The sequence below is a fragment of the Micromonospora sp. WMMD710 genome, from assembly GCF_029626045.1.
Lineage (GTDB): Bacteria > Actinomycetota > Actinomycetes > Mycobacteriales > Micromonosporaceae > Micromonospora.
On sequence record NZ_JARUBD010000001.1, the window covers coordinates 2,409,254 to 2,429,041 of the forward strand.

At 72.6% G+C, this 19,788-nt stretch carries 17 protein-coding genes and 1 riboswitch; of the genes, 10 read left to right on the top strand and 7 right to left on the bottom strand.

The window, feature by feature from the left end:
• Positions 1-73 precede the first annotated feature (73 nt).
• A complete protein-coding gene (locus O7620_RS11140; protein ID WP_225854109.1) occupies positions 74-955 on the bottom strand; it encodes an IniB N-terminal domain-containing protein in 882 nt (293 codons plus the stop codon).
• A 289-nt stretch (positions 956-1,244) separates the two neighbouring features.
• Between O7620_RS11140 and O7620_RS11145 the strand changes: the two genes are divergently transcribed.
• Genes O7620_RS11145 through O7620_RS11170 form a run of 6 tightly spaced genes read left to right on the top strand, consistent with a single transcriptional unit; the run spans position 1,245 to position 8,606 of the window.
• Complete coding sequence (locus O7620_RS11145; RefSeq protein WP_278122981.1) at positions 1,245-2,522, top strand: Hsp70 family protein; 1,278 nt, start codon at positions 1,245-1,247, stop codon at positions 2,520-2,522.
• Between the two features lie 5 nt (positions 2,523-2,527).
• Positions 2,528-5,092 (top strand): LuxR C-terminal-related transcriptional regulator, encoded by a 2,565-nt coding sequence (locus tag O7620_RS11150; protein WP_278122982.1) that lies wholly within the window; start codon positions 2,528-2,530, stop codon positions 5,090-5,092.
• Positions 5,089-7,014, top strand: coding sequence for a nitrate- and nitrite sensing domain-containing protein (locus O7620_RS11155; protein WP_278122983.1), 1,926 nt, complete (start codon positions 5,089-5,091; stop codon positions 7,012-7,014). Before O7620_RS11150 ends, O7620_RS11155 begins: the two co-directional genes overlap by 4 nt.
• The gene (locus O7620_RS11160; RefSeq protein ID WP_278122984.1) at positions 7,011-7,460 is read left to right on the top strand and encodes a roadblock/LC7 domain-containing protein; all 450 of its coding nucleotides are present in this window, start codon (positions 7,011-7,013) and stop codon (positions 7,458-7,460) included. Before O7620_RS11155 ends, O7620_RS11160 begins: the two co-directional genes overlap by 4 nt.
• Entirely contained in the window at positions 7,438-7,818 is a 381-nt protein-coding gene (locus O7620_RS11165; RefSeq protein WP_278122985.1) for a DUF742 domain-containing protein, read from the top strand. The genes O7620_RS11160 and O7620_RS11165 overlap by 23 nt, the downstream gene beginning before the upstream one ends.
• Positions 7,819-7,874: 56 nt before the next feature.
• Positions 7,875-8,606 (top strand): cellulose binding domain-containing protein, encoded by a 732-nt coding sequence (locus O7620_RS11170; protein ID WP_278122986.1) that lies wholly within the window; start codon positions 7,875-7,877, stop codon positions 8,604-8,606.
• A gap of 22 nt (positions 8,607-8,628) precedes the next feature.
• Here O7620_RS11170 and O7620_RS11175 read toward each other — a convergent pair whose 3' ends face one another.
• From O7620_RS11175 to O7620_RS11185, 3 genes are all read right to left on the bottom strand, one after another.
• Positions 8,629-9,225: a hypothetical protein gene (locus tag O7620_RS11175; RefSeq protein WP_278122987.1), complete on the bottom strand. Its 597-nt coding sequence runs from the start codon at positions 9,223-9,225 to the stop codon at positions 8,629-8,631.
• Positions 9,226-9,340: 115 nt separating this feature from the next.
• A complete protein-coding gene (locus O7620_RS11180; RefSeq protein ID WP_278122988.1) occupies positions 9,341-9,694 on the bottom strand; it encodes a hypothetical protein in 354 nt (117 codons plus the stop codon).
• Between the two features lie 209 nt (positions 9,695-9,903).
• The gene (locus O7620_RS11185; protein WP_278122989.1) at positions 9,904-10,236 is read right to left on the bottom strand and encodes a hypothetical protein; all 333 of its coding nucleotides are present in this window, start codon (positions 10,234-10,236) and stop codon (positions 9,904-9,906) included.
• A gap of 123 nt (positions 10,237-10,359) precedes the next feature.
• Here O7620_RS11185 and O7620_RS11190 point away from each other — a divergent pair, with 123 nt between their 5' ends.
• Together O7620_RS11190 and O7620_RS11195 are read left to right on the top strand one after the other, a co-directional pair.
• Positions 10,360-11,199, top strand: a complete 840-nt coding sequence (locus O7620_RS11190) for a helix-turn-helix domain-containing protein (protein WP_278122990.1) — start codon at positions 10,360-10,362, stop codon at positions 11,197-11,199.
• A gap of 64 nt (positions 11,200-11,263) precedes the next feature.
• The gene (locus O7620_RS11195; protein WP_278122991.1) at positions 11,264-11,845 is read left to right on the top strand and encodes a dihydrofolate reductase family protein; all 582 of its coding nucleotides are present in this window, start codon (positions 11,264-11,266) and stop codon (positions 11,843-11,845) included.
• Between the two features lie 132 nt (positions 11,846-11,977).
• Here the strand turns inward: O7620_RS11195 and O7620_RS11200 are convergent, their stop codons facing one another.
• The 3 genes from O7620_RS11200 to O7620_RS11210 form a co-directional block, all read right to left on the bottom strand.
• A complete protein-coding gene (locus tag O7620_RS11200; protein WP_278126951.1) occupies positions 11,978-12,973 on the bottom strand; it encodes a ribonucleotide-diphosphate reductase subunit beta in 996 nt (331 codons plus the stop codon).
• 38 nt (positions 12,974-13,011) lie between these two features.
• Positions 13,012-15,366 (bottom strand): ribonucleoside-diphosphate reductase subunit alpha, encoded by a 2,355-nt coding sequence (locus O7620_RS11205; RefSeq protein WP_278126953.1) that lies wholly within the window; start codon positions 15,364-15,366, stop codon positions 13,012-13,014.
• A gap of 191 nt (positions 15,367-15,557) precedes the next feature.
• Positions 15,558-15,775: riboswitch (cobalamin riboswitch) on the bottom strand.
• Positions 15,776-15,851: 76 nt separating this feature from the next.
• Positions 15,852-17,078 carry an MFS transporter gene (locus O7620_RS11210; protein ID WP_278122992.1) on the bottom strand — a complete coding sequence of 409 codons (1,227 nt, stop codon included), beginning with the start codon at positions 17,076-17,078 and terminating at the stop codon, positions 15,852-15,854.
• Between the two features lie 41 nt (positions 17,079-17,119).
• Here O7620_RS11210 and O7620_RS11215 point away from each other — a divergent pair, with 41 nt between their 5' ends.
• Positions 17,120-18,220: an ROK family protein gene (locus O7620_RS11215; protein ID WP_278122993.1), complete on the top strand. Its 1,101-nt coding sequence runs from the start codon at positions 17,120-17,122 to the stop codon at positions 18,218-18,220.
• Between the two features lie 172 nt (positions 18,221-18,392).
• Positions 18,393-19,787 carry an L-fuconate dehydratase gene (locus O7620_RS11220; protein ID WP_151487861.1) on the top strand — a complete coding sequence of 465 codons (1,395 nt, stop codon included), beginning with the start codon at positions 18,393-18,395 and terminating at the stop codon, positions 19,785-19,787.
• The last annotated feature ends 1 nt before the right edge of the window (position 19,788 follow it).

Here is a 19,788-nt window from a genome sequence, read left to right on the forward strand (position 1 = left end):
GACCGGTTGGGGAACTGGAGAGGGCCGGACCGCCCGATACGGTCCGACCCCCCGCTCCAGGTGGGAAAACCCGTCAGAGCAGGCCCCCGGTGATACCGAGCAGGCCGTGGTCCGACGAGGCGGGGCCACCATCGTGCGTGTCGCCGAGCACACCGTCGGTGACGCCGCCGGTCACGTCACCGACCGTGCCGGTGACACCGGGGAGGAGACCCTCCACCTGGTGCGTCACACCATCCACAGTGGACGGAACATCCAGCGGCGGGACGACGCCGCCGTGGTCACCGAGGCCCAGGCCGCCCAGAGTCTCGCCGACACCGAGGGAGCCGACGACACCGCCGAGGTGACCCTGGGTGCCGGACAGCACGCCACCGGTCACGTCGCCGCCCAGCAGGCCGTGGTCGGTGGTGTCGAGCAGACCGGCCGGGTGGCCGACGGTGCTGGTGACGTCGCCGAGCACCGGGTCCGCGATGCCGTCCACCGGCTGCACCACGTCGGCGTCGAGGGTGTGCGCCACGTCGTTCACGCCGGTCAGGTCGGTGTCCAGGCCGCTCGGGCCAACGCCCAGCCCGATCCCCGGCAGCACGGTGACCCCGGCCGCGACGGTGTTCGGGTCGACCGCGATGGCACCCAGCACGCCCGCCTTGACGTCCACTCCGCTGGGCGAGCTGGTGATGCTGATCTGCTGGGCCACACTCTGCAGCTGGCCGACCACGTCAGTGGTGTCGGTCACCAGCGGGTCCAGTCCGAGGTGGCCGATGGCCGGGGCGAGCGGCGCGACCGCCCCCGGCGCGTAGTCGACCACCAGCGGGACGACGTCCTGCACGTCCGCGGCGGTGATGTCGGTGAGCCCCGCGGCGTGCAGCGCACCCTCCGGGTCGAGGTCGAACGCCGACCGCGCGTCAGGGTTGGTCAGCAGGTCGAGCACGAAGTCGTGGAGGGTCTGTTGCGAGTCCATGTGCCGGTTCTCCTCGGATGTGGCGTCAGCGACCGTCTTGCGTCGACACGAACGCTACGAGTGGGGGGCGCCCCCGGACATCGGGGCTCGACCCGCATCCGAACCGGCTGAACTAGGGGCTCCGTCGCCTCGTACGTTAGGGGGAGATGGGGAAACCGTCCGAGCCAGATTAGGGTCCCGACCAGGGAGCGATCTCTGGTACGAACGTAGGAGCCCGCGGGGGGTCGCCGGGGGTGGTCGTCGGCGCGAGCGCCACCGACCGGCCACCTCACGGGGAGAGAAGAGACGGATGCGGTACGTCCTGGGGATAGACATCGGAAGCACCAACACGGCCGCCGCCGTCGCACGGCGTAACGGCACGACCTGGACGCGCCCCGAGCCCGTCGGGCTGGGCGCCGACTCGCCCCTCGTCCCGTCGGTGCTGTACCTGTCGGAGGACGGCTCGTTGCGCGTCGGTGAGCCGCCGACCGACGACGGCAGCCGCACCACCCGGGACTTCGTCCGCCGGATTGGCGACGACGTGCCCCTGCTGCTGGGCGGCGAGGCGTGCGCGCCGCAGACACTGACCGCCGAACTGGCGGGGTGGGTGGTGGAGCGGGTGCACGCCCTGGAGGGCGGGCCCGCCGAGGCGATCGTGCTCAGCCACCCGGCGGGTTGGCGCCCGTTCCGGCGGGATCTGCTGCACCGGGCACTGTCCGACCTGGGCCTGCGGCACGTGACGCTGCTGCCCCGCACGGTGACGGTAGCCGAGAGCCACGCCGCCCGCGGGTTCGCGGGTACGACGGCCGCGGTCTACGCCCTCGGCGGCAACAGCTTCGAGGCGGCGCTGGTGCGGCGTACCCCGCGCGGCACGTACGAGGGGTTCGGCACGCCGCAGGGCCTCGACCCGATCGGCGGCGCCGACTTCGACGAGGCGCTGGCCACGCACGTCCGTACCGTGCTGGCCCGGGAGTTGGCGGCCACCGCGCGCCGCGGCACCCAGGCCGCGCTACGCGGGCTGCGCGCGGAGTGTGACCGGGTCAAGCGGGAACTGACCGTCGACCTGACCGCCGACGTGGTGCTGAGCCTGCCGGGCGGCGCCGCGCGGATCCCGGTGACCCGGGCACAGTTCGAGGACATGATCCGCCCGACGGTGCAGGCCACCGTCGACCTCCTGCTCCGCACGGTGCACGGCGCCGGCCGGGCACCGGAGCAGCTCGACGCCGTCCTGCTGGCCGGCGGTTCCGCCCGCATCCCGCTGGTCACCGAGCTGATCGGCGCGGCTCTTCCGGTGCCCGTCGAGGTCCAGCCGGACGCGCAGTTGACCGCCGCGACCGGGGCTGCCATGGCCGCCTGCCAGGTGGTGTCGCCGCGCCGGCCCGCGCCGGCCCGCGACCCGGCACCGGTAGGGCCCCGGGCGGGCGGTGCCGGTCCCTCGCGGGCCAGCCTCCCGGTGCCGCGCCGCCCGCACCACGACACCACCGTTCCCGCTGCTCCCCCTCCCCGTCCGCCGGTCCGGATCCTCCCCCTGGACCTGCCGAAGGCGTCCCGTCTGGCGTTGACCCTCAGCCGGGGACGCGAAGGATGACCACAATGATCATGAACGACGTCGCCGAGTCCCGACTGCTGCTGGGCAGTGGGCCACGCTCCCTTCTGGACCTGGTCGCCCGGGATCCGAGGGCCGCCCTCACCGTCGGGGTGTCCGGGCCCGGCGGCCACGGCAAGACCGCGCTGCTCGCCGAGGTCGCACGGCTGCACCAGCGGGCCGGCGTCACCGTGCGGACGAGCGCTCCCGAGCCGGGTGAGACGGTCGACCCGGACGCGCTGGTGCTGGTCGACGACGCGCACCTGCTCGACGACGACCGCCTCGGCGCGCTGCTGCGCCTGGTGGCCGGCCGCCGCCACCGGCTGGTGGTGGCGTACCGCCCGTGGCCCCGGTCGGCGGCGCTCACCGAGCTGGCCGACGTGCTGCGCCGCGACGGGCAGGCGGTGCTGCTCGGCCCGTTCAGCCGGGAGCAGACCGCGGCCCACCTCGCCTCGATGCCCGAGCTGGGCCGACGCGACGACCTGGTGGACTTCGTCCACACGCAGACCGCCGGTGTGCCCCGCGACGTGGAACGGCTGGCCCGAGGGCTGGCCGGGGCGGACACTCCGGTGGAGCCACCACGGTCCGTCCTGCTCGAGTTCGGTCCGGATCTGGACGCTCAACCCACCGCCGTGCGGCGGCTGCTGCTCGCCGTCGCGGCGGGCGTACCGCTGCCGGTGAGCATGCTCGGCGCCCTCCTCGATCAGGAGCCGGAGGCCGTGGACGGACTGATCGCCACGACCAGGGCGGCCGGGCTGATCGGCGCGGACGGCCGGCTGGCGCCGATCGTCCGGCGGGTCGTCACCACGCTCAGCCCGGCCACCGACCGCACCGCCGTGTGGCGCCGCCTCACCGAGTTGCAGCTGGCACGCGGCGGCGCGGTGCTGCCGCTGGTCCGATCCCTGCGAGCGGTCGGCGCGCTCGCCGACTGCCCGGCTACGACGCTGACGGCCGCCGCCACGGAGGCGCTGGCCGACGAGCCGGCGTTCGCCGCCGACCTGTTCGCGGCGGCCACGGCGGCGGGCGCGCCGGCGAGCGCCCAGCAGGCGCTCGCCACCGCCCTCGCCGGCAACCTCGACGAGGCGCTGCGCCTGGCGGATCGGCTGCTCGCCACCGCTGCGCCGACCGACCGCGCCGAGGCCGCCGTGGTGGCCGCAACCGCCCTGGCGCACCGCGGGCACGTCGGTCGCAGCGTGGAGTTGTACCGGTGGTCGGGCAGCGCCTCGTCGGTCGCGTTCGCCACCGTCGGCGGTCTCGCCGGCGGCGATCTGAGCGCCGCCGCTACGGCGCCGGCCGGCGACCCGGCCGGCGAGCCACCCACGTTGCAGGCCAGCGCCGCCCGGTTGATGGCCGACGGGGTACGCGACAGCGTCACCGGCCCGCCGACCGCCGCCCTGTCGGCGCTCGTGCAGGCCGCCGCTCTGCTGGAGCCGGACGGCCGGGCCGCGCTCCTGCCGGACAGCCCGGCGGCGCTGGCCGCCCTCACCGCCGTGCACTGCGGTGAGCTGGAGATCGCCGAGCGGGTGCTGCACCGGGCCCTGGCCGCCGGGGTCGGGGGTCCGCTGATGACCCGCCGGCACCGACTGCTACAGGCCTGGATCCTGATGGTGCGGGGCCAGACGGCCGCCGCCGCCGACCGTCTCGCCGCCGCCACGGTCGACGGGCGGCCGCTGGAGTCCCGCGATCTGCTCTTCGCCGCCGCGCTGCGGATGGGCATCGCCCGGCGCAACAGCGACCTCGGAGCCCTCAAGAACGGTTGGGGGCAGGCGCTGGAGGCGGTGGTGCGGCACCCGGTGGACCTGTTCACGCTGCTGCCGCTGGGTGAACTCGCCATCGCCGGCGCCCGCCTGGGTGACCTGGCCCGACTGGAACCGTACCTGCGGGAGGGCCGCTCCCTGCTCAACCGACTGGACGATCCGCCACTGTGGAGTGTCCCGCTGCACTGGAGCGGCCTGCACGCGGCGATCCTGACCGACGAGCCGGCCGTCGCCGACGACCACGTCGCGGCGCTGCTCGCCGCCGCCGACCACAGCCGGTACGCGGCCGTGGTCGCGGCGGCCGGCGAGAGCTGGGTGGAGGTGCTGCGGGGCGCGGTCGACCCGGTGCGGGTGGAGGCCGCCGCCCGGGGGCTGCACGACACCGGGCTGTGGTGGGACGGCGCGCGACTCGCCGGGCAGGCCGCGATCCGTACCGCGGACCGGCGGGCCATGACCACCCTGCTCGAATGCGCGCGAGCGTTGCAGGGCCGCCCGGCCGGCGCCGACGCCGGGCAACGGCCGACCGGCGGCGAGAGCACCGCGCGGGTCGCCGACGCCATCGCCGGTCCCGCCCAGCCGGGGCTCAGCGACCGGGAGTACGAGGTGGCCGAACTGGTGCTGGCGGGGCTGACCTATCGGGAGATCGGCGATCGGCTCTTCATCTCGGCGAAGACCGTCGAGCACCACGTCGCCCGGATGCGTCACCGACTGAACTGCGCCAACCGCGCCGAGTTGCTGGCACTGCTGCGTACCGTCGTCGCCGACCGGGCCAACAGCACGGCCGGTCAGCCGTGGCCCCGGCGGTCGACCCGATGACCCGAGGAGGGATCCGGGCCAGACTCGTCGCGTTGGCGGCCGTGCTGATCACGCTCTGGTCGTACGCGGCCTACCTGACCGGTCAGGACGCGGCCGACCTGCTGCGGGTCCGGGCGCTGGCCGAGACGCTGGGCCAGCCGATCGACCGGCTGGTCCTGGGCCTGCAGACCGAGCGGAGGCTGACCGTCGAGACGATCGCCGGGGCCGCGTCGACGGAGTCCGCGTTGGCGGGGGCACGCGCCGGGACCGACCGGGCGGCGGCCGAGGTTCGCGCCTTCACCGACGGCCACGACCTTCGGCTGCTCACCGCCGACGCGGTCCGGGACCGGGCCGACGAGCTGGTCCGGCGGCTGAACGGCCTGGGCACCATCCGATCCCAGGTGGACGCCGGGCGGCTCGACCGCGCCGGGGCCGTCGACGGGTACGACCAACTCGTCGCCGTCGCCTTCGCCGTGTACGGCCCGGAGTGGGGCGCCTACGAGAGCGACCTGGCCGCCGACACCCGCACCGTGATCGCGCTGGCCCACGCCCGCGAACTGCTCGCCCAGGAGGACACCCTGGTCAGTGCCGCGTTGGCCGGTGACCGACTCGATCTCGACGGGCGGCGTCGACTGGCCGCGCTGGTCAGCAACCAGCGCTACGCGCGCGCCGAGGCGGTCGCGGCTCTGCCGGGCGGGCAGCGGCGGTTCACCGAAGGGCCGCCGTTCGGGGACCTGCTCGCCCTAGAGGACGTGCTGTCGCGCACGGACACCGCCAGCGCGGTCGACGGGATCACCCGGGCGAAGTGGCGTACGACGGCCGACGGTGTGCTCGGCGCGCTGCACGAGCTGGTGACGACGGCGGCCCGGGACAGCGTCGAGCGGGCCACGCCGGGTGCCGCCGTGCTCGTCGCCCGCACCGGCGCAGTGCTGGGGCTCGGGCTCATCGCGGTGCTCGCGGTCCTGCTGAGCTGGGTCGGCCTGGCCCGACGGCTGACCGAAGGGCTGGTCCGCTCCCCCGCCGATGCCCCGGCGCTGCCCGTGCCGCCGCCATCGGTCGACGACGCGCCGGCCCCCACCCGCGAGGCCCCGGCCACCGACGGCGCCGCCGCCCGGGAACTGGTGCTGCGGCTGACCCGCCGCAACCAGGTCCTGCTCCGCGAGCAGCTCAGCCTGCTGGACGGGATGCAGCGGCGGGAACGGTCCGCCGAGGAGACCGACGAGCTGTTCGCGCTCGACCACCTCACCACCCGGGTCCGCCGCAACGTGGAGACGGTGATCACCCTGAGCGGCGCGACGCCGGCCCGCCGCTGGCGGCGACCGATGCCACTGCTCGACGTCGTCCGCGGCGCGGTTGCCGAGGTGGCCGACTACCACCGGGTCCTCATCGCGCCGCACTGGCCGTGGTCCCTCGCCGGCCCCGCCGTCACCGACGTCGTCCACCTGCTTGCCGAGCTGGTCGAGAACGCCCTCGCCCACTCACCGACGGACACCACCGTCCGCGTCGGCGGCGAACAGTGGCCACAGGGCTGCGCCGTCCTGGTCGTCGACGACGGCCCCGGCCTCGACGCGAGCGCGATGGCCGACGCGAACCACCTACTGGGCGGTCCTCCGTCAGCCGACCCGCCGGCCGGCCCGGCGGGCCTCTACACCGTCGCCGTACTGGCCGCCCGCTGTGGCGCGCACGTCTCGCTGCGGCGCAGCCAGCGCGGCGGGACAGCGGCGGTGGTCCTCCTCCCGACCGGTCTGGTCACGGTGCGCGACACCGACGACGAGCCGGCGAGGCGTCATCCCGGTGCCCCGCCCGCGCGGGACGGGGGCACCTCGGGCGCCCACCTACCGACGCGGATCCGCCAACCCGGGCCGATGGCGCCCATCCCCGGCAGCGCCGGCCCCGACACCGTCGAGTTGCCGGTCGCGAGAACAGCAAGGAGACATCGATGACGCACGCAGTGGCCACCGAGGACAGCCTGACCGGTGCCCTGGACCGGCTGGTCGATCGGGTGCACGGCGCGGAGTTCGCCGTGGTGCTCTCGCCCGACGGCCTGCCACTCGGCGGTTCCCGCCAGGTGGGGGCGAAGCTGGCCGAGCAGATCTCCGGCATCGTCGCCGGCCTGCTGGCGCTGGGGCTGGCCGCCACCCGCACCTGCGACGGGGGTGGGCTGCGGCAGATCGTGGTGCAGATGTCCCGGGCGTTCCTGTTCGTCGCCACCATCCGCAACGGAACCATCCTCACCGTACGGATCGCCGGTGACGACGCCGAGGTCGGCGACATGGCGTACGAGGTGGCGCTGTTCGTCGGGCAGGCCGAACGGCACCTGCCGGTCCGCCTCGAACCGGCCTCCTCGGTGAAGAGCGGGGACGCCGGTGTCCACCAACGACTCCGCTGACGAGGCGTGGTACGACGACGACGCGGGCCCGGTGGCTCGGCCGTACACGATGACCGGCGGGCGTACCGCCCCCGAGCGTGGCCGGTTCGATCTGATCTCGCTGGTCGTCGCCCGGCGGACCGCCAACCGGCGGACGCCGCTCTTCCCCGAACAGGCGCGGATCGTCGAGTTGTGTCACCATCCAGTGTCGGTGGCCGAGCTGGGCGCCGAACTGGACCTGCCGTTGGGGACCGTCCGGGTGCTCCTCGGTGACCTGCTCGCGGCCGGCCTGATCGAGACGCACGAACCGCCGACGCTGTCGGAGCTGCCGTCCGCGGAGCTGCTCGAGTCGATACTCGTCGGGCTACGCGCCCTGTGAGCGACCGGGCGGAGCGCAGTCGCGCGTCCGGTGACGAAGTGAGGGGGAGAAAGGCAGTGCCGGCACCACCGCCGCAGCCACGTCGTACCGTGGCGATCATCCTGCTGGACCGGGTCGTGGCCCTCGCCGCGGCCACACGGCGGGTGTTCACCGGTCAGGGCGACATCTCGCGGGCCACCTGGGTGGCGGTGATCTCGGCGCTCGGGGTGCTGGTCGCGACGACGGTCTCCGTCGTCGCGGTGCTGCGGTCACCGGAGAAACTGGCGCCGGTGACGCTCAACCCGCCACCCTCGGTCGACCAGGTCGGGACACCGCCGGCCGGTACGCCCCGGGCGCACGCGATCCCGGCGGCCACCAGCCCACCGGCCGTACCGCCGGGCTCCCCCACCGTGGCGCCGACCGCCGGAGCCGCGACCACCGGGCCGTCGCCGTCGGCCGCCACGACCGCGCCGAGCCCGGGCGCCCTGGGCGCCGAGTTCGCCATCGCGGACACCGCCCTGCTCAGCTACGGCGCCAGCGTGACGATCAGCAATCCCGGCCAGGTGCCGGTGCCGCAGTGGAAGCTGGCCGTCACCCTGCCCCGGAAGTCGCTGCGGGTGAGTGAGGTCGAGGGCGCACGAGCCGTCCAGGATGGTGCGGTGTGGACGTTCGTGCCGGACGGCAGCGTCGGGCTGGTGCCCGGTGGCGCGTCGGTGCGGGTGACGTTCCGGGTGAACGGCGCACCGGTCGGCGCCGCCCCGACGGCCTGCACGATCGACGGGGCGGCGTGCACCGGCCTGCCGGACTGACGGCGGGGCCACACGTCCGGCCTCAGCCAGCGACCACGGACGGCTCGGTCCGCACCGTCTCGCGCGGCAGAATCGGCAGCGCCGGCGCGAGAGCCGCCAGCATGAGCAGGCCACCGACCGCGAGCAGGTCGAGGGTGACAGCCGGCAGCACGATGCCGACGAGCAGCAGGGGAACGCTCCACCACGGCAGCCGCCGTCGGGCCGCGAGCATGCCGGTGAGGACGAGCAGCCCGACGAAGAACAGCTGGGGTACGACGTCGTAGACGGCCATCTCGACGCCGGGGATGTCCTTGAAGTCGCTGCTGAGCGCCGACATCTCGGCCCGGTCCGCCGCCAGCAGCCCCTCCACCATGTCGGCGCCGAACTGCACCATGGTCGCGGCGAGCCCGACCAGCGTCACCGCCACCACGCCGGTGCGCCACCGACCGGCCGGCAGCAGACGGGACAGCGCGACGACGGCCGGCACGAAGAACACCATGCCGGCGAGGCCGGCCAGGTGCGCGGCCTGCCAGTCGAGCCCCGGGCCGTACACGTCGTCGGATCTCCCCCACAGCCGGACGAGCCCGTAGGCCACGATGCCGACCGGGCCGGCGACCACAGAGAGCGCAGCGTGTTTCATGCCCGCCATCATCTGGCCGCCGGTGCCCGCCCGACCTCCGGGCGCAGCCCGGGTCCGACCCCTGATCCTGGTGTCAGGTCTTCCACCGAGCAACCCTGAGCCCTGGCACGCCCCGCTACGCGCGTGGCCACACCTGGATCAGGAACTTCTCGTGACCGGCCGGGAAGCTCGGCCTCCCGTCGTCGTCCATCGACGCACACAACGCCTCATCGATCTCGACAGGCTCAATGTGCCACCTGTCGAACGCTCGGCCGAGCTCCTGCCTCCCACGGACGTAGAGACGCGCACGGTAACCACCCGCCGCCGGGATCTCGATGAAGAGGCCGGTCGGTCCTTCGGTCACGATGCTGGCACGGAGGTCACCCGCGAATAGCTCGCAATCACTGGCGTCCTGCTCCTCCCACCCATCGTTCGCCGCGGGCGAGACCGGTTGCTGGGGAGGCTCCCCTGTCCACAATTGCAGGGTCACCTCGGCCTCGTGACTGCTCCCGGCACTCCTGACGGCGAGCCAACCCGTGCCGCCGCTCAATCGGCCTTCGATCGGAGGGCGAGGGTGTTCATATGTGGTGGTTGCAGGGGTTTGAAGGTAGAAAGATGAGTATTCAACGAAGACGAGCCCGGACGAATGAGCCGCCGGCGTGGGTGGCGAGAGATGCACGAGCCGTCGCGGCCGGCTAATTAGCGGGCCGAGGTGTCCCGGACGGGTCGCACGTGCCGGAAGGCGGCCAGCAGGGCGGTGACGAGGCCGGCCGCCAGCAGAATCCTGACCACGTTGAACAGCACCGTGTCGCCCGTGGAGTGCGGCGGGAAGATGTCCTTGACGAGCCAGCCGACGCCCAACCCCAGCCCCAGGCAGGTGTGCATAGCCGCCCGCAGGCGCGGCGAAGGCTGCGGACGCCCGAAGATCCGGGGCACCCTCGTGCCGCCACGGCTCCTGGCGAAGAGCACAGCGGCGAGGGCCAGATTGGCCGCGGCGACCACCCCGGCCAGAACCACGTCCACGGATCCCATGAGGCCACACGCTAGCGGAGGGACGACAGCGGCCAGGTTTCCGGAGATCGGCTCATGCCGACCGAGCGCGTGGGTGGACCATCCCGGCGGGCGATGCGGCGGGACGTCGGCGATGCTGGGCGCATGGAGTACGTGTCCAGAGTGCCGCGACCGCCGCTGGACGGGCTGATCGACGACCTTTACTACCTGGAGGGCGCGTCGCCGTACGCCCGGCTGATGCTGCCGGCAAGTCCGGCGGCGTTCCTCATCGTCAACCTCGGGGCACCCTTGCGCATCCGCGCGGGCACCGACATCGAGACGGCCGAGTACGCCGACGGCTGCGTGGTCACCGTGCCCACCCGCGCGTTGGAGTTCGGCTACCCGCCCCGGACCCGGTCCGTCGGCGTGCACTTCAAGCCGTGGGGGGTGGCGCCGTTCCTGCCGATGCCCGCGGCCGAGCTGTGTGACCGGCCGGTGACGATGGAGCAGGTGTGGGGTCGATCGGCCGTCGCCGAGCTGCGCGACCGGCTGGCCACGGCCGACGGACCGCACGAGATGCTGACGGTGCTCGAGGAGGGGCTGATCCGCCGGCTGCATGAGACCGCCGGCCTGGGGCTGGTCCGCCACGCGGGCAGCGTCATCGCGGCGACCGGCGGCGCGGTGGCGATCGGCGACCTGAGGGTTTCCGCCGGTGTCAGCAGCACTCATCTGGCACAGCGGTTCAAGGAGCTCGTCGGCGTCACGCCGAAGCGGCTGGCCCGCTCCTACCGTTTCGCCGCCGCCGTGTTGGCGATCAACCCCGCCGTACCGATCGACTGGGGCGAGCTCGCCAGTCGCGCTGGCTATTTCGACCAGGCCCACTTCGGCCACGAGTTCCGGGCCTTCACCGGCCTGACACCGACCCGGTACGTCGACGTCCGGCAGCGGTTCCTGCGCGAACATCCCGGCCACGTGCTGGACAACTGGCCGCTGCCGGCCGATTGATTTCGTACAAGAGCGACGGCTCACGGCACGCTAATTTGGGGGCACCCAACGCAGAGGAGAGCCCGTGGGCACGGTGGTCATGTACAGCTCGGTGTCCGTGGACGGCTTCATCGCGGACGAGACGGACCAGCCCGGGCCGCTGTTCGACTGGTTGTCCAGCGGTGACGTCCCGTTGGACGAGAGCGGCGTGGTGAAGGTGTCGCAGACGTCCTACGACCACACCCGGCCGTACTGGGACTCGATCGGGGTGACAATCGTCGGCCGCCGCGTGTTCGACATGACGGACGGCTGGGACGGGAAGCCTCCGGGCGGGATCGACCACGTGGTCGTCGTGACGCACCGGCCGGCGCCCGAGGGCTGGGACCCCGAGGCGCCGTTTCACTTCGTCGACGGCGTCGAGGCAGCCGTGGCCAAGGCGCAGGAACTCGCCGGTGACCGCATCGTCGAGGTCGCCGCCGGCGACGTCGGCGGCCAGGTTCTCGCGGCGGGCCTGATCGACGAGGTACGCATGGACGTCGTACCCGTGGTGTTCGGCTCCGGCAAACGCTACTTCGGGTCGGTCCACGCCCAGCACCTGCTGGAGGACCCGGACCTGGTGATCCAGAGCAACCGGGTGCTTCACCTGCGCTACCGGGTACGCCGTTGACCGACCTGAGCGGGCACACGAAGAGCCCGCCGCGCTCGTGCTCCTGCGCGCGTCCTCGATCACGTGATGCTCAGCAGTCGTCGACGAGCCGATTCACCTGCTGAGCATCACGTGATCGAGGATCTGCGGCGGTCAGAAGTCGTCGTCGAACGCCACGGTGCCGGTCACTCCGACCTGGTACGCCGACACCCGCCGTTCGAAGAAGTTGGACAGTTCCTGCACGTCCTGCAACTCCATGAAGGCGAACGGGTTGGCCGACCCGAAGTGCGGCGCGATGCCGAGTTGGGCGAGGCGCCGGTCGGCGACGTGCTGGAGGTACTCCCGCATGTCCGCGAGGGTCAGCCCGGGTACACCCTGGCCCACCAGGTCCTCGGCGAACTGGACCTCACACTCGACGGCCTCGGTGAGCATCTGGCGGACCTGGTCGGCGAGGTCGTCGTCGAACAGGTCGGGCTCCTCGGCGCGGACGGTGTCCACCACGTCGAACGCGAACGCCATGTGCATGGACTCGTCGCGGAACACCCAGTTGGTGCCGGAGGCGAGGCCGTGCAGCAGGCCCCGGGAGCGCAGGAAGTAGACGTAGGCGAACGCGCCGTAGAAGAACAGCCCCTCGATGCAGGCGGCGAAGCAGATCAGGTTGAGCAGGAACGTGCGCCGGTCCTTTCGGGTCCGCAGCTCGCGCAGGTCGTGCAGGGAGTCGATCCAGCGGAAGCAGAACTCGGCCTTGCGGCGGATCGACGGGATGTTCTCGATGGCCGCGAAGGCCGCGTACCGCTCGGTCTCGTCGGGCACGTACGTGTCGAGCAGGTTGAGGTAGAACTGGACGTGCACCGCCTCCTCGAACAGCTGCCGGGACAGGTAGAGGCGGCCCTCGGGGCTGTTGACGTGCTGGTAGAGGTTGAGCACCAGGTTGTTGGCGACGATCGTGTCGCCGGTGGCGAAGAACGCCACGAGGCGGCTGACGAGGTGCCGCTCGGCCGGCGAGAGCTTGTCCAGGTCGGCGAGGTCGGCGTGCAGGTCGACCTCCTCGACCGTCCAGGTGTTGCGGATGGCGTCGCGGAACCGGTCGAAGAAGTGCGGGTAGCGCATCGGGCGCAGGGTGAGGTCCATCCCGGGGTCGAGCAGCATGTGCGTGGTCCTCGTGTCGGTGGTGGCGTCGGCGGCGGTCACTGGCAGGCCTCGCACGACTCGGGATTCTCCAGCGAGCAGGCCAGCGCATCCGCGTCGACAGCACCGACCGCGCCGAGGGCGCCGAGGGCGCCGACAGCGGTGGCAGCGCCGACGGCGACGGTGGCCTGCTGGATCCGCGTGGCGGGGCGCGAGCGCAGGTAGTAGGTGGTCTTCAGGCCGGCCTTCCAGGCGTACAGGTACATCGAGGAGAGCTTGCCGATGGTGGGCGAGGCCAGGAACAGGTTCAGCGACTGGGACTGGTCGATGAACGGCGCGCGGGCGGCGGCCAGGTCGATCAGCGCCCGCTGCGGCAGCTCCCACGCGGTGCGGAACAGCTCCCGGACGCCGGCGGGCAGCTCCGGGATGTCCTGCACCGAGCCCTCGGCACGCTTGATCGCCGAGCGGATCTCCTCGGTCCACAGGCCACGGGCCTTCAGCTCACCGACCAGGGCCGTGTTGACCTGGAGGAACTCCCCGGACAGGGTTTCGCGCTTGAACAGGTTGGACACCTGCGGCTCGACGCACTCGTAGCAGCCGGCGATCGAGGCGATGGTGGCGGTCGGGGCGACAGCCACCAGCAGCGAGTTGCGCAGCCCGTACGCCTCGACCCGCTCGCGCAGCGCGTCCCACCGCGCGGTCTGCGTACCCTCGACGCCCCACAGGTCCGGCTGGAGCTGGCCCCGCGCGGCGCGGGTCTGCGGGTACGCCGGGTGCGCGCCGAAGCGGCGCGCCACATCGGCGGAGGTCTCCAGCGCGGTCAGGTACAACTCCTCGCTGACCCGGGTGGACAGCTCCCGCGCGGCCGGCGAGTCGAACGGGAGCCGCAACGCGAAGAACACGTCCTGAAGGCCCATCAGCCCGAGCCCGACGGGGCGCCAGCGCGGGTTGCTCGCCGCCGCCTGTGGGGTCGGGTAGTAGTTGATGTCGATGACCCGGTCGAGGAACGTCACGGCGGTGCGGACCGTGGCGCGCAGCCGCTCCCAGTCGAGGTCGCCGTCGGCGAGGTGGGCGGCGAGGTTCACCGAGCCGAGGTTGCACACGGCGGTCTCGGCGTCGCTGGACACCTCGATGATCTCGGTGCACAGGTTGGACAGGTGCACCACGTTGCCGTCTTCGGCGGTCTGGTTGCACAGCCGGTTGGCGGCGTCCTTGAAGGTCATCCACCCGTTGCCGGTCTGGGCGAGGGTGCGCATCATCTTGCCGTACAGCTCCCGCGCCGGCACCTGCCGCACGTAGCGGCCCTGTGCCTCGGCGGCCCGGTACGCGGCGTCGAACCGCTCCCCCCACAGGTCGGGCAGCTCGGGCACCTCGTGCGGGTCGAACAGCGACCACACCTCGTCGGCCTCGACCCGGCGCATGAACTCGTCCGGGATCCAGTTGGCCAGGTTCAGGTTGTGGGTGCGGCGGGCGTCCTCGCCGGTGTTGTCCCGCAGTTGCAGGAACTCCTCGATGTCCGGGTGCCACGGCTCCAGGTAGACGCAGGCCGCGCCCTTGCGCCGGCCGCCCTGGTTGACCGCGGCCACGCTGGCGTCCAGCGTGCGCAGCCACGGCACGATCCCGTTGGACTGCCCGTTCGTGCCACGGATCAGCGCGCCCCGGGACCGGACCCGGGAGTACGCGATGCCGATGCCGCCGGCGAACTTGGACAGGTTCGCGACCTGCGCGTACCGCTGGTAGATGGAGTCCAACTCGTCGCGCGGGGAGTCGACCAGGTAGCAGGAGGACATCTGGGTGTGCCGGGTACCGGAGTTGAACAGCGTCGGTGAGCTGGGCAGGTAGGCCAGGCTGGACATCAGCCGGTAGAAGCCGACCGCCTCGTCGGGGGTGGTGGACAGGCCGCAGGCCACCCGCAGCAGCCAGTACTGCGGGGTCTCCAGCACCAGCCGGGTGCTCGGGTGGCGCAGCAGGTACCGGTCGTAGACCGTGCGCAACCCGAAGTACTCGAAGCGCCGGTCGCCGTCCGGGTCGACGGCGTCGTCGAGCATGGTGGCGTGCGCGGCGACGAACGCGGCGGTCTCGTCGCCGATCAGGCCCTCGGCGTGACCGGTCCGGATCGCCGCGCTGAACGAGGTGACGCCCTGGCGGCGGACCTCCTTGTCGACGTAGACGGCCAGCAGGCGGGCGGCGAGGCGGGAGTACTGCGGCTCTTCGCCGATCATCTCGGCGGCGGTCTGGATGGACAGCCGGTCCAGCTCGGCGGTGGTCGCGCCGTCGTAGAGGCCGCTGATCGTGCGGGTGGCGACCCGCAGCGGGTCGACGTCGGTGAGGTCGTCGGTCCACCGCTCGACCGCCCGGACGATCCTGTTGACGTCCACCGCCTCGGTGGCGCCGTCGCGCTTGCGGACGCGCATCTGCGTCCGGCGGGGGGCCGCGCCGCTGGCGGCCGGGGCTACCTCGGTAACTGTCACCACTCGCTCCTCGGAGTTCGAGACCTGATGGTCCGGACACGAGGAGACAGACACCGGCGGACGCCACGCCGCGACGGCGTGGGTCAGGTGGCGTCGGCCGTCCCACGCGGCCTCGGACCGCCGTACGCCCGGGTGTGGGCGTACGGCACGCTGGCAGGTCTTCGGACTCGCGGGCACGACCGGGTTCGCCGGTCTCCTACTGGCCGTCGCTTCCCAGGCCGTGTGGTGGCCCAGTGCTGATGACGGCGGTCGTTCCCACTCACCGCTGCGGGACAGTCCCGGATTTCCACCGGGTTCCCTCTTGCCTCGACCACTCCGGGTGAGCGGCCGAACCAGCTGCGCTCGACACCATATATAGGGACGCCGTGGTTGTCACACCCCACATGTCGGGCCGGGCGTGTCGGTGACGCCCGTCACCGGAGGGCGGGTCAGTTCCCGACGGTGACCGGCTGCGGCACGCGCGAGCGGCGTTCGACCGCGAAGCTGACTGCCGCCAGGCCCAGTCCGAGGATCGCCAGGACCACGCCCACCCAGGCCGGCGCGAGGTAGCCGAACCCGGCGGCGATGGCGACGCTGCCCAGGGCGGCGCCGAGGCTGTTCGCGATGTTCATGGCCGACTGGTTCATCGCCGCGCCCATCAGCTGGGCGCCCGGCGCCACCGTGATGAGGCGGGCCTGCAGGACCGGCCCCAGGTAGAGGCTGGTCGCGCCGACCAGGAACGCGCCCACGAACAGGCCGGCGGGGTTCGACGCGACGAGGCCGAACACGGCGATGCTCACGATCATCGCGACGAAGCCGACGATCATGCTGCGGCGCAGGTCCCGGTCCGCGAGCCAGCCGCCCAGGGCGTTGCCGACGGTCATGCCGAGACCCACCGCGACGAGCGCCCACGGCACGGTCGCGGCGGAGAGGCCGGCGACGTCGGTGGTGACCGGAGCGATGTACGTGTCGACCGCGAAGAAGCCGGCGAAGCCGATCGCCCCGGTGGCCGCGACCAGCCACACCTGCCTGGTCCGCAGGGCCCGCAGCTCGGCGGCGGGCGAGCCCTCCACCGCCGCGGCGACCTCCGGGACGACCGCCAGCACGGCCAACAGGGTGAGCACGAAGACCCCGGCGATGACCAGGTACGCGGTGCGCCAGCCGGCCGCCTGCCCGAGCCGGGTGATCAGGGGTACGCCGACCACGTTGCTCACGGTCAGTCCGCTGAGCACGGCGGCGAAGCCGCGGGCCTCGTTGCCGGGGCCCAGCAGGGTCGCTGCGAGCAGGCCGGCCGCCCCGAAGTACGCGCCGTGCGGCAGGGCCGCGACGAACCGTGCCACCAGCACCAGGTCGAACGTCGGGGCGGTCGCCGACGCGACGGTGCCGACGGTGAAGAGGACGAGCAGGCCGAGCACCAGCTTCTTGCGGGGCAGGCGCGCGCTCAGCGCGGCGATGAGCGGGGCGCCCACGACCACCCCGAGCGCGTATGCGGTGATCATCCAGCCCGCGCGGGCCACCGCGTCGGACGGCGACCGCGCGTACTGCTCGGACAGCAGGTCGCGGCCGATGTCGGGCAGCAGGCCCATCGCCACGAACTCGGTCAGCCCGACGGCCACACCGCCCAGGGCCAGGGCGGCCACCGCCGAGAGCCGTCGATTTCTGCGCAATCCATCCACCGGGAGAATTTAGCAACAGCGTTGCGTAATAGGGTGGCGAGATGACGCGCACCACAGCCGACGTGACGTTCCTGCGCGGCTACAACCAGGCGCTGGTCATGGCGGTGGGGCGTACCGTGCCGACGTTCGAGCGGTCGACCATCGTCCAGGCCACCGGCCTGACACCACAGGCGGTCTCCAAGGTGATCGCCCGCCTGACCGCCGACGGCCTGATCCGTACCGCCGGCGTCCGCCGCCCGGGCATCGGCAAACCCGCGGTCGTCTACGAGCTGGTCCCCGACAGCCGGTACGCCATCGGCGCCCACGTCGCCCGGCGCACGCTGCGCCTGGTGCTCGTCGACCTGGCCGGCGCGGTGCACCACTCAGCGGTCAGCCCGCTGCCCGACGACTTCACCCCGGAGCAGCTGCTGCACGCCCTGCGCACCGGCATCGGCGCGGTCACCGCGGGCCGGGATCTGCGGGGCCGGCTCACCGGCGTCGGCATCGGGATGGTCGGCCCGCTGGACCACGAGCACGGCCTGGTCCGCGACGCCCACGGTCTGCGGCACTGGCACGACGTACCGCTGCGCGAGCTCGCCGAGGCGCACCTCGGCCTGCCGGTCCACCTCGACAAGGACGTCACCGCGGGGGTCACGGCCGAGGCCTGGCGGCACGGCGGAACCTTCGGCGACGCGGTCCTCATCATGGTCGAGTCCGGCATCGGCGGCGGCTTCTGGCTGGGCGGCACGGCCCACCGGGGCGCACACACCAACGCCGGCGAGTTCGGCCACACCGTCGTCGACCTCGACGGCCCGCTCTGCGTGTGCGGACGCCACGGATGCCTGGAGATCGTGCACAACCGGGCCGCCGAGGCCGGCGACATCGCCCGGGCCGCGCGGGTCCTGGCGGTCGGCGTCGTCAACCTGCTGCAGACCCTCGACCTCGCCCACGTGGTGCTGGCGGGCGCCGACCTGCTGCGGTACGCGCAGCCCTACCTCGCGGCGGTCGAGGAGGCCGTGCACACCGACGTGCCGCGCGCCGACTGGCTCACCACCGACGTCACCCTCTCCAGCCTGGGCGCCGACGTGATCGCGGCGGGCGCCGCCATGCAGGTCCTCGACCGGCACTACGGCGTGCCGGAACTCGCCCTGCTCCAGGGGTGACGATCAGCGGTTCAAAGATTTGATGTATCGGGCCAATCGGCGAGGCGGCCACAGCTCGCGATCCCTCATCAAAACGCACGTCCGAGTCCATCGACGTCGTTGACGCACCGGATCAAGCCTCCGTATACTCCCAGTGATCATCCGATCTTTCCCCGAGCCGGGCGAGGAGCGCATGCCGCAGATCACTGCCGTCACCGTCGAGGACGTCCGCTTCCCCACCTCCCTGACCGCTGACGGGTCCGACGCCATGAACAAGGACGGTGACTACTCGGCGGCCTATGTCGTCCTGCACACCGACGGCGTGGACAGCGCGGGTGCGCCGCTCGCGGGTCACGGGCTGACCTTCACCATCGGCCGAGGCAACGACATCGTCGTCGCGGCGGCCGTTCACCAGGCCCACCGCCTGGTCGGCCTGGACGTGGCGACGATGGCGGCGGACATGGGGGCGGTCTACCGCCTGCTCACCTCCGACTCGCAGCTGCGGTGGCTCGGGCCGGAGAAGGGCGTCGTCCACCTGTCCCTCGCCGCCGTGCTCAACGCCTCGTGGGATCTGGTGGCCCGTGCCGCCGACAAGCCGCTGTGGCGGCTGCTCGTCGACATGTCCCCCGAGCAACTCGTCGACATCGCGGACCTGCGTTACCTGTCCGACGCGCTGACCCGGGACGAGGCGCTGGCCATCCTGCGCGCCAAGGAGGGCACGAAGGCCGATCGCCTCGCCGAGCTCGACCGGACCGGCTATCCCGCGTACACCACCTCGGCCGGCTGGCTCGGCTACGGCGACGACAAACTGCGCCGGCTGTGCCAGGAGGCGGTCGACTCCGGCTACGGGTACGTGAAGCTCAAGGTCGGCGCCAACCTCGACGACGACATCCGCCGCTGCGCGATCGCCCGGCAGATCCTCGGCCCGCACCGCAGCCTGATGATCGACGCCAACCAGGTGTGGGACGTCGGTCAGGCCATCGAGTGGGTCAAGGCTCTCGCCCAGTTCAACCCGCTCTGGATCGAGGAGCCCACCAGCCCCGACGACATCCTCGGCCACGCGGCCGTTCGCCGCGCCGTCGCGCCCATCGGGGTCGCCACCGGCGAGCACTGCCACAACCGGGTGATGTTCAAGCAGCTGTTCCAGGCCGAGGCCATCGACTTCTGCCAGTTGGACACCGGCCGGCTGGCCAGCATCAACGAGATCGTCGCGGTGCTGCTCCTCGCCGCGAAGTTCGACGTCCCCGTGTGCCCACACGCCGGCGGCGTCGGTCTGTGTGAGATGGTCCAGCACGTGTCGGTGCTCGACTACGTGGCGATCTCCGGCGATCTCACCGGTCGTGTCACCGAGTTCGTCGACCACCTGCACGAGCACTTCACCGACCCGTGCGTCATCCGGGACACCGGGTCGGGCAGCGGTTACGTCCTGCCCGAGCGGCCCGGCTACTCCACCCGGATGCGGACCGAGTCGGTCGCGCTCTACCGGTTCCCCGACGGCCACTACTGGGCCGCGGCGGACCCGACTACCGTGTCATCTCCGGAGCCGTACGTGATCGCGGGTGGAACGGCCACCCCCGCCGGCCGCTAGG